The sequence below is a fragment of the Methylobacterium sp. WL18 genome (assembly GCF_008040015.1).
Classification (GTDB): Bacteria; Pseudomonadota; Alphaproteobacteria; order Rhizobiales; family Beijerinckiaceae; genus Methylobacterium; species Methylobacterium mesophilicum.
In genome coordinates this window covers 1-10620 of the sequence record NZ_VRVD01000109.1, presented here as the reverse complement: position 1 = coordinate 10620, position 10620 = coordinate 1, and the positions used below count along the sequence as shown (strand labels likewise).

Annotated in this window: 5 protein-coding genes, 4 pseudogenes and 1 other annotated feature; of the genes and pseudogenes, 3 read left to right on the top strand and 6 right to left on the bottom strand. The window is 56.4% G+C overall.

What is annotated here, in order from left to right:
• From FV228_RS11030 to FV228_RS11020, 3 genes and pseudogenes are all read right to left on the bottom strand, one after another.
• Nucleotides 1–244 (bottom strand): transposase (locus FV228_RS11030; RefSeq protein WP_147854665.1); only part of this gene is annotated, 244 nt, incomplete at its 3' end.
• 122 nt (nucleotides 245–366) lie between these two features.
• Nucleotides 367–1020 (bottom strand): hypothetical protein, encoded by a 654-nt coding sequence (locus FV228_RS11025; RefSeq protein WP_147854664.1) that lies wholly within the window; start codon nucleotides 1018–1020, stop codon nucleotides 367–369.
• A gap of 635 nt (nucleotides 1021–1655) precedes the next feature.
• Nucleotides 1656–1954, bottom strand: a pseudogene (locus FV228_RS11020) (integrase core domain-containing protein); the annotation flags it as partial.
• Between the two features lie 47 nt (nucleotides 1955–2001).
• On the opposite strand from FV228_RS11020, the gene FV228_RS11015 reads away from it, so the two are divergent.
• Nucleotides 2002–3402 (top strand): IS30 family transposase, encoded by a 1401-nt coding sequence (locus FV228_RS11015; protein WP_147854663.1) that lies wholly within the window; start codon nucleotides 2002–2004, stop codon nucleotides 3400–3402.
• A 7-nt stretch (nucleotides 3403–3409) separates the two neighbouring features.
• Here the strand turns inward: FV228_RS11015 and FV228_RS11010 are convergent.
• A pseudogene (locus FV228_RS11010) lies at nucleotides 3410–4339 on the bottom strand (IS3 family transposase); the annotation flags it as partial.
• Nucleotides 3942–4058: a sequence feature (AL1L pseudoknot), on the bottom strand. (Overlaps the previous pseudogene by 117 nt.)
• Nucleotides 4340–4387: 48 nt before the next feature.
• Here FV228_RS11010 and FV228_RS34155 point away from each other — a divergent pair.
• Nucleotides 4388–4501, top strand: a pseudogene (locus FV228_RS34155) (IS481 family transposase); the annotation flags it as partial.
• A 373-nt stretch (nucleotides 4502–4874) separates the two neighbouring features.
• Here FV228_RS34155 and FV228_RS11000 read toward each other — a convergent pair.
• A pseudogene (locus tag FV228_RS11000) lies at nucleotides 4875–5976 on the bottom strand (IS5 family transposase).
• A gap of 164 nt (nucleotides 5977–6140) precedes the next feature.
• Nucleotides 6141–9677 carry a glycosyltransferase gene (locus FV228_RS10995; RefSeq protein ID WP_147854662.1) on the bottom strand — a complete coding sequence of 1179 codons (3537 nt, stop codon included), beginning with the start codon at nucleotides 9675–9677 and terminating at the stop codon, nucleotides 6141–6143.
• Nucleotides 9678–10364: 687 nt separating this feature from the next.
• Between FV228_RS10995 and FV228_RS10990 the strand changes: the two genes are divergently transcribed.
• Nucleotides 10365–10620: helix-turn-helix domain-containing protein (locus FV228_RS10990; RefSeq protein WP_147854661.1), on the top strand; the 256-nt coding region annotated here is incomplete at its 3' end.

Genomic DNA, 10620 nt, shown 5'->3' with positions numbered 1-10620 from the left:
CCGCCAGAGATAAATCGGCTACCAGGCGACGAAGCCGGGCGTTCTCGCGCTCCAGATCCTTCATCTTCTTGGCCTGATCGACCTTCAGGCCGCCGTACTCCTTACGCCAGCGATAATAGCTCTGCTCAGAGATTTCCGCATCCCTGCATGCAAGGGCCAAACTCTTGCCCTGAGCTGTCTGCACCTCGATCTGGCGCAGCTTGAGCACCACCTGCTCCGCGTTCGTCTTCTGACCTCGCCGCATGTCCGACCCCTCCGGTCCTGGCTGATCCTCTCAATCAGCCCGGTCCAAAGCCAGCCGGTCAGGTCATTGATCGCCCAGCGTGCCACATCCCAACGACGTTCCGCAACCAAACAGTTAAGCACCTATGATCTGAGACGATCTGCCAGCATCGGCCATTGATGCCCGTGGAGTTCGTATGCCACCTTATGCAACGAAGTTTCGTAAAATGTTACTTCGGCGCCGCGAATTTTTACGAGTAGGCTTAATATACTTTGATCGTGACGGTGCTCCATGAAACGGAGATCATTAGCACTTATTGATTTTGCGTCGTTGATAAAATGATAGTCGTGTTCCACGGAGATTTTTTGCCATTCTTCGACTAAAGAGAGTGCGTGATCATTTTTCACGAGTACCAATAGCCCCGAAGCAAACTGCGATGTTGCCATAATGCGTAAGTCATTCGCAACATTGAGTCGGTGAGCAAGATCCATCTTGGTCCAATAATATTCGACAAATGGATGCTGGAAAGCTAGAACTCCGTATTTTGATGCTTGTGCAATTCTTGCGTATTCGATCATGCGATCGCGACCATTAGGATTGTGACGGAAGCCAATATCAGCATATACTAATATTTCATGCGGAAGCAGGCTTTTCAGTTTATCGAGGATAATTTTTGATTTCCAGATCCAGTACCCGAAGCCGCGCTTATTAGAAGCGATGAAATTTTTGTGCTCCGCTAAAAAATCGCGCGGCAGAGTATCGTAGTTATGAACTGCGATATTGCTATACATATTCATAATTTTAGCTTCCTGTATGAATGTCTTTTTCCGAGCTGTGTAAGGCCCATCTGCAAAACTTATTAGATGAATGACCGGCATTGAAGAATAAATCCAGAAGGTTGCTCGATAGATTTTTCGCGCAACGCATATCATATTTAATATTTGTGGCCAAGAGCAGCTAGTGCAGAGAACCAGACAATTGATTCGCTGCCTGCTCGAATTTGTGTTGGCCCAGCAGATGGTTATCAGGTGGCGCTTGGATAATCTGTCGATGTCAGAACACCAGCAGCACGGCATCAGCCGCCTGCCAGAGATGGAAGACCACAAGCTCAAGGGGAAACGATTCGCCTATGGCGTCATCGGCTCCATACACATCAACATCGCCGAGGTCAGGACTGGGAAAGCAAGCCCCACCTGCTTGTGGCCATCCACCGAACCTCAAAGCTGGCGTTCGCCAAGCTGGAGAAAGAGGCCAAGCAGTACACAGCATCTGACGTCCAGCGTGCCCTGGTGGCGTTCGTGCAGTACCGGATCCACACGGTGCTGACCGACAACGCGGTCCAGTTCTCTGCCATACCCCGCGCAACCGCACAGGCCCGAAAGCTTTCTGCAACTGAACCGCACCGGGTTTCCCGGAGGCCATTTGGTTTGGGTCAGGCGGCCAAGGTTTGCACCTCAGTCTGGGCATAGTAGCGCGCTTCGGCCTCGGCGGGAGGGATATTCCCGATCGGTTCGAGCAAGCGGCGGGTGTTGAACCAGTCGACCCATTCGAGGGTGGCGAACTCGACGCCTCGAACGACCGCCACGGCCCACGCCGACGGATCACCTCGGCTTTGAACAGGCCGTTGATCGTCTCGGCCAGAGCATTGTCATAGCTGTCGCCGACGCTGCCGACTGATGGCTCGACACCAGCGTCAGCGAGCCGCTCGGTGTAGCGCAGAGCAAGGTATTGGGTAAATTCAACCGATCGTCGCAACGGCTTGGCGGAGGGCGGTTGTGATGGCGGGTCGGCGACGTTCAGATCGGTCTCTTCGCGAGAAGCTTCGGTCACCGGGTCGTCCCGGGGTCGGTCTGCGCGAGACGCGGCGGGGGTTCTGGGCGTTCATCGCCCTGGGTCTCTCCAGCGAGGACGCAGCGATGAAGGTCGGGATCTCGCCACCGGTCGGCTCGCGGTGGTTCCGGATGGCAGGCGGGATGGCACCGTCCCACTTGTCATCATCATCCAAGTCGCCTTCTGCGCGCTACATGTCGTTCGCGGAGCGGGAGGAAATCGCGATACTCCACGCGCAAGGTCACGGGGTCCGAGAAGTCGCTCGACGTCTGGGACGTGCGGCGTCGACCATCTCGCGAGAGTTGCGGCGCAATGCGGCGACCCGCAGTGGCGGCCTGGATTATCGCGCCACGACCGCGCAGTGGCACGCTGAACGCGCGGCGCGCCGGCCCAAGCCAGCAAAGCTGGCGGGGAACGTGGTGCTGCGGACGTACGTGCAGGACCGGCTCGCCGGTGCTGTCGCAACACCGGGCGGGAGCGCCTTGCCTGGACCGAGCGTTGCCTGGAAGGGACGGCGACACGGGCGACGCCAGAGCCGGCGATGGGGTCGATCCTGGAGCCCGCAACAGATCGCCGAGCGCCTGAGGCTCGACTTTCCGGGCGACACGACGATGCGCATCAGTCACGAGGCGATCTATCAGGCCCTCTACGTCCAAAGCCGGGGCGCGCTGAAGCGTGAGTTGACCGCGTGTCTTCGCACAGGACGGGTGTTGCGGGTGCCGCGGGCCCGCAGCCTGGGCCGAGGCAAGTCGTTCGTCACCCCCGACGTGCTCATCAGCGAGCGTCCGCCCGAGGTCGAGGACCGCGCGGTGCCGGGCCACTGGGAAGGAGATCTGATCCTGGGACTGAAGAGTTCGGCGATCGGGACCCTGGTCGAGCGCACGACACGCTTCACGATGCTGTTGCATCTTCCGCCGATGGACGGCCATGGGGTGACACCGCGTGCCAAGAACGGCCCGGCGCTGGCGGGGCACGGGGCCGAGGCGGTCCGCGAGGCGATCACCGGCACGATCGCGGGCTTGCCAGAGCAACTGCGGCGCTCGTTGACCTGGGACCAGGGAGCGGAGATGGCCGAGCATGTGCGCTTACGGATTGACGCGGGTCTGCAGGTCTACTTCTGCGATCCGCGCTCACCCTGGCAGCGGGGGACGAACGAGAACACGAACGGATTACTGCGGCAGTACTTCCCAAAAGGAACGGATCTGAGCGCCCACAGCGCGAACGATCTTGCTGCTGTGGCCGCGGCCCTCAACAGCCGACCGCGCAAGACGCTGAACTGGAAGACGCCGGCAGAGGCGCTCGACGCTGTGCTGGCCGCCGTGGAAGATGGTGTTGCGACGACCGCTTGAACCCAAGTTGCGAGCCCCTGTCGCTGTGATGCACGAGGCCGCCGCCCTGGAGGGGACGACGCTCGTGCAGGGCCTGCTCCAAGGCGTCGAGCACGAAGGCGGCGTGGGCGGTTCGTGAGACCCGCCAACCGACGATGCGGTGGGCGAAGACGTCGATCACGAAAGCCACGTAGACGAACCCGGACCAGGTCGCCACGTAGGTGAAGTCGCTGACCCAAAGTGCGTTTGGGCGCAGTGCCTTGAACTGCCGGTTGACCCGGTCGAGCGGGCACACCGCTGCTGGATCAGGTGTCGTCGTCCGGACTCGCTTTCCCCGCACGACGCCCTTCAGTCCCATCGCCTGCATCAGCCGCGCGACGGTGCACCGGGCCGCCGTGATTCCATCCCGGCCGAGTTGCCGCCAGACCTTGCGCACGCCGTAGACGTGGAAGTTTGCCTCGAACACGCTGGATCTCGACCATCAGCGCAGCGTCGCTCCTGGCCCATGCCGGTAGCCTGCTCGGATCGGCACGCCGTGCGGCATGGGCACGGTACGTCGACGGGGCGATCGGCAGCACCTTGCAGATCGGCTCGACCCCGTAGGCATCGCGGTGCTCGTCGACGAACGCCTTCATCGTTTGAACGGGCGGTCGAGCTCCGCCATTGCAAAATACGCCGATGCCTTGCGCAGGATCTCGTTGGCCTGCCGGAGTTCGCGGTTCTCGCGCTCCAGCGCCTTGATCCGCTCGCGCTCGTCCGTGCTCGGGCCGCCGCGCAGGCCATTATCCCTCTCGGACTGCCGGATCCAGTTCCGGAGCGTCTCGCCTGAGCAGCCGCTCTTGGCCGCGATCGAGCTGATCGCCGCCCATTGCGAGGCATGCTCGCTTTGGTGGTCCAGCACCATCCGCACCGCGCGGGCACGGACCTCAGGGGAATACGGTGGGGTTCGCTTCGTCATGGCTCCATCCTCTCAGGAGTTGGAGCCTCGGGGAAACCCGGTGCGGTTCACCTTCGGCTGTTCGTGCATGCCTAAAACCATGCCAGTCGGTTGAAGACCCTGCGAGGCTTCGCGCCCTACGAGCACGTCGTTCAGGTCCGGACGAAAGAGCCCGAACGCTAAAGGCTCGACCCGTCACACCACATTCCGGGATCATACAGATGGCCTGCTGGAGCCAGATCACCAATATTGCACGATTTGCTTCTCGTAGCATTCGGTACACTTCGAAGTCGCTATTTCTAGGGTAATGACCAGCTCGGCCTGCTGGCCCATTAAACCGGCTGCAGGGCGGCATCTAAAAAATCAGCTTACAAAGTCATGCGGGCTTATGCACTTTAAGACGGGCCTTCTTGCGATAGGACACCTCGAAGAACCCTGTAATTGCGGGGTTTAGCCGTCGATTTGACGCCACTCGCAGCTTTGGCGTGATTGGACTGGCGTTCTGGTAATCTGGCGGTGGTCGTGAACGAGCTCAGGGGGCTATCCCGAGCGTCCCTCAGGCCGCCACCGGCCGGGTTTCGATCCAAAGGAAGCGCTTGAGGTTGTAGGCGAGATTGGCGAGCCCGATCTTGGTCCGGGCTCGGGCCAAACCGATCGTGCGCACGAACAGGCCGAAGCGGTGCTTCTGCCCGGCGAACACCGCCTCATCCTGAGCCTGTCGAAGGATCGACGGCTGAGCGGACCTTGGAGCGGGCGCGGTTGGCCTTGCGCTGCGCCGGCGTCAGATCGAGGCCGGGCTGCCGCCGGAAGTGGACCTTCGAGCGCCGGCCATTCCTGGCGAGATGCGCTTCGTTAGTCTTCGAGCGGTAGGCGGTGTCGGCCCATACGTCGCCCGCCGTGTTGGTCGCGTCGAGGACGTTGGCCAGTTGTGCCCCGTCGTGGGCGGCCGCGCTGGTCACGGTGAAGCGGCGGACGAACCCGTACTTGCGGTCGATCGAGACGTGGGTCTTGTCGCCGAACATCGGAACGGCGATCTCGACCTTGGCCTTGGTGCCGTCCGCCTTTGCGGGCCGCGCCTTGGCCCGCTTCAGGGTCCAGCGGGCATCGCGATCCTTCTGCGCCAGCTTCTTCGGTTTGGCCGCCCACGCGTCAGGGATCTTGTCCTCCCTGAGAGCCGCCTTCTCCGCATCGGTGTTGCGCTGACGCGGAGCCGCGATGATTGAGGCATCCATGATCTGGCCCGACATCGCGAGGTAACCCTTGCCCTTCAACCAGGCGTCGAAGGCTGCAAACAGTTCGTCGATCGCGCCGGCCCGGGTCAGGTGCTCCCGGAACAGCCACACCGTCTTGGCGTCGGGCACGCAATCCTCGAAGCCGAGACCGAGGAAGCGCATGAACGAGAGCCGATCCCGGATCTGGAACTCGGTGGCGTCGTCCGAGAGCGTGTAGAGTGTCTGAAGGACCAGGATCTTGAACATCAGGACCGGGTCGTAGGGCGGGCGGCCCCCCTTCGACCCATCGGACCGCTTCAGTGCGGTGGCCAACTTCGGGCGGAAAGCCTCGAAGTCGATCAAGGCCGCGAGCTTCACCAGCGGGTCGCCGTTCTCCGACAGACGCTGATAGCGCTCATCCAGATCGAAGAACCCTGGCTGACCCATCCGAGCCTCCCCAACGCCGACAGCATCAGGGAATCACGACACCGCACCGTACGGAAGGGGGTATTTCGAGGTGTCCGATAACGCGGCCAAGCAGTCGGCCCGGCGCACCAGGAGTAGGACCGATTTTGCTCGCCTCACGGCGTACCGGAACACCTCTTGCAATGTCATACTGGGACAATTGAATCAGCTGTTAAATCGCTCAATAGTACTTCAAGCGGACCAGACCAGCAGTCAATTTTCGCTTTTCGATCAGCGGGATTGGCGCTATTTCCACGGAAATAGCTATTGATGAGTCTGCATAACTCTGGAATAGAATTTGAAATGGCTACACCAAATTCTCGATGGGCGGGTATGTCGGATGCAACAACATTTAACCCCATCGCCAGTGCTTGGCCAATTCCCAAGTTATACCCTTCCCATCGTGACAAATTCACATATAGGTCGCTAGCCGCGTATAGCTCTGCCATTTCGGCGTCGCTTACATTCGCGAAGACATTAACTCCCTGCTCCGACACGTATTTAATATCGTCCGGATCCCCTCGACCAGCGAGAATAAAAAGGTATTCATTACGTTCGGCAGACGAATACGGCAGCTCTTTGGCGAGATCGATATACGCATCTATGCCTTTATATCGCCGCTCCGCTTTATGAAATCGGCAAACATTTAGGACTACTCTTCGGCCTTCAAAGCCGAATTTAGAGCGTAGAGCTGATCTGCGATGCGCCCACTGCTCGGACCAGACCGACAGATGACTGTTTCCGTTACGTAGAATTTTAGCGGTGGACTCAAATTGCTGTTCGTAAATGGCCTGGGATATGACGTAAACTCTTCGCGCCAGCGGAGCGCAGAATCTTTTTTCCCACTCGACATCACTTCGGCGTTCCTCGTCATCGAACAGTTCCGCTGGAGGTTCCCCGTGATCATAAAAATAAACAGCAGGTGACTGCCCGAGAATTCGAACTATTGCGAAGAACGGAGGCGTGTGGACAATAACGCAAGAAAATCCTTCATTTGTTATATACGCTGCAGCTTTCGTAACGTCAGCCAAGTCAGCCCTCTCGCATGAAGGATACTCTCGATCATACATCGATACAGGGCCGCCAACGGTTACGCTCCAACCGTTCCGGACGAAGAATTCGGCCTGCAGAGCTACAACACAACCCACTCCGTGGCCAATTTGATGGCCAACCGAGAGGATCAAGACTTTTCTATTCTTGGGCTGTGCGCGCCAAGGCTTAATTACACGCGGGGGCCAAGCCAATGATCCGGGACGATGCAGTGACAAATTAGGGCTGTAGAATGGGTCATTTTTAAACAGATCAGCAAATTTCTGCCGAGTATAGATAGCTTCCCTGAGGCATCGAAGTTGTTTTTCTTTTGTATTATCGAGACCCCGAGATTTAGACTCGTGATGATATAATAGCGGAAGGCCTAGATAGAAATTTGAAAGCCCCCGTTTATGAAGGTTTAAACAAAATTCGATGTCGTTGAAGGCGATGCCCAAATTTGTGTCAAAGCCGCCGACTTCCACAAAGATTTTTCGTCTGACCGCTAAACATGCGCCTGTAACAGCAATCATTTCTCGCGTTGTGTCTATCCTAGAGGCACCCTCTCTCGAAAAACCAACTAATCTATGCCCAGCAACGCCTTGAACTCCTAGAATAATCCCGGCGTGTTGTATTGTATCGTCTGGATATAACAATTGCGTTCCAACCGCACCCACATCAGACTGTTCTGCAAAATGGGCTAAATGTTGAAGCCAGTCCGGATCAATAACAGTTGTGTCATTATTCAGAAAAACTAAGATATCAGAGCGGGATGCTTCTGCCCCAGTATTGCAGATTGCAGAAAAGTTAAACGAGCCTGGATGCTCGACCACGGAAGCTATATTATTTCTATCCAATAGACGCAGATAATCCAAGCTCTCTGGGTCAGTAGAGCCGTTGTCTACGACAAGGATATCGAACAGCTCGCGAGGGTATCCTGTCTTTTCCAAGACGCTTTCTATACAGTTTTTCAATATCTCGAAGGCATCCCTCGTCGGTATAATTATGGAGATAGATGACGACGGGATGTATCCCCCCTCAAAGTGATTGACAATATTTCTGGCGATCGGCTCAAAATAATTCTTAGAATAGGGATATAGCAGCGAAGCTTCTCGCTCATCGATTCCGTATAGAACCATCGGAACATGTTCAATCTGCCGCTCTGCTAAGTGTTCGGATACTATCGGCGGCAGCATCTTCGGCGTTGGACAGTTGATTATTCCACGGATTAGTTCCAGCGTAGAGTCAAGTGTCGCAGAGTCGAGTTTTATGGCAATGACAGGTCCGATGTAATGTTGAGTAATCATCAGATAACGAGAAAAGTCAGGTTTGAATATTGGATTTATCGCTTCTCCCGAATCATCATAGTAATCATGGTCCGCGTACCACGCGGATGCGCCGCTGTTGCTGATTCTGGAAGCAAACGTATACGCGGCGTGTGGCCTAAGGCGAATATTTCCATAGGATAAAATTAAAACGGAATTGTTTACGGACAATTCCGTTATTTCTCTCGATATTGTGCGAAAATTAGAGTTTTTCGAGAGCGATGTCTGTCGATAACGGGCCCCGATTTGTTCGGAAATTTCAGTGGTCGAAGGGTCTTTGCACCAAAAACTATAATGCACGAACTCAATTGCAGAGAACTCTGCGGAGCTGGAAGTAATTATTTGGCGGTCTAAATCGCTTATTAGGTCAAAATTGTTCCTCCATTTTTGGTAGGGTGATGGACCTTTGAATTTCACTCCGGCAAGCTTACCGATCCTTAAATAGTGTTCTATTGGCGACATGTCATTCACTGAGCACCCCGGGGCCTGTTCTATGTAATATGTCGTGTCGAAGTCTGGCCCAGGGTCCCGGTGTTCGTAAGCGCCCGCCGTCACAAAGTGTTCCAAAGCGTCTAGGCGCGCGATGCGCACGTCGTTGTAGTTCCTTAGGTACCACTCGGCGTCGAATAGCTCGCTTTCTACCAGTAAGCGGCGGAATTCATGTTGGCGGTAAAACTTATTCGCTGGAAGATTTTGCGTTCTTCCTACCTTAAGGTAGTGATCTATAGCCGGTGTGTTTATGTCTGTATCTGACAAGTGTTGTTGGCGATAGTAAGCTGTGTCAAAATCCGGCCCTGGATCTCGGCCCTCCATTCTTCCGTCCACTATGAAATGTTCCAGTGGATCTAAACCGGCGGCCCGCACATCGCTATTGTTTCTTAAATACCATTCGGCATCAAAGAGATCACTTTCTATGAGTAGGCGGCGGAATTCATTTTGGCGATAGAATTTATTGGTGGGAAGGTTTTGTGCCCTTCCGATCTTTAAGTAGTGATCTATAGCCGGTGTGTTTATGTCTATATCTGACAAGTGTTGTTGGCGATAGTAAGCTGTGTCAAAATCCGGCCCTGGATCTCGGCCCTCAATCCTTCCATCTCCTACGAAATGTTCCAATGGGTCTAAGCCGGCGATACGAACATCGCCATTGTTTTTCAAATACCATTCGGAATCGAAAAGCCCGCTTTCTGTCAACAGGCAACGAATCTCATTCAGATCGTGGTTGAATTTTTCATAGTTTGTCATACTGTTGCTTGCTGCTCCCGGTCGCGCATTCAGAATAAGAAGGCCTGTTGTTAAACCCGGTGTGGTGAGGTGCTGAGTAGCGTCCACTAGGGTACTCGGCTTCTTTGGCGATGCAGGTTCCTATTGTATAAAACGCAACGATCCTGTTGGTTCTCTTGCCCTGATGGCGATCTGTCGAAGATCGACCGGCTTATTCTAAATCTGGTTCTCTCGCGGCGAATTATAGACGCGCACGTTTTTTGTCGCCGCACTTGGTTGGCAGTGCATGTGTTACGCAGCGGCTCAGTTCGCTAATTTTGCGAGCGCGGCCGCTTAGAGAACCGGCATGGCTATCGTATCCGCAACTACGGCCTCGGTCCGCTAGGACAGTGTGGCACATATGAGGAATGTTCGCATCCGTGTCTGGCAGGCTTCGAGCGACGACGAGCATTATGGCGGGGATACGTCCTGATTGTTGGCCGTGCCGATCCTCGTTCATGCGTCTATGAGGCCGTCTGCTATACATGACGAAGGGTGGGCGCAAAAGGTGCCGACTCGAACTCGTACCATTAGGATCTCTGGGTGTTAGGCTCTGGATCATGGTCGTGCCAACGCTGTTAACAGGCGGTCGGCCATCGGGCTTCCGCCTGCGGATCTCGCTCTCGATCTTGTCGAGTTCGGGGCGGCGAGCGAGTACCTGGCTTGCGATCGGCGCCCGGCCGGCCTGGGCCGCATCCTAGTGCACTGACGCGGTCAGAGGATTCACACGGGGGGTGATGCATGCGAGTCTGGGCGATGGCTCAGACCGTCTGCGTGCTCCTCGACGATGCCACCGAGTCAGCGCTGTCCGCGATCGCCGGTGATCGATCCCGTCCGCTCAATTACATCCAGCGGGCGCGCATCGTCTTGCTCTCGTTCGAACGTTTGAGCGTGCAGGACGTGGCTCGGCAGGCCGGCGTCAGCCGGCCCGCAGTCTGGCGCTGGCAGCAGCGCTTTGCCGAGGAGGGTGTCGCGGGCCTGCTGCGCGACAAGACCCGCCCACCCGGCACCC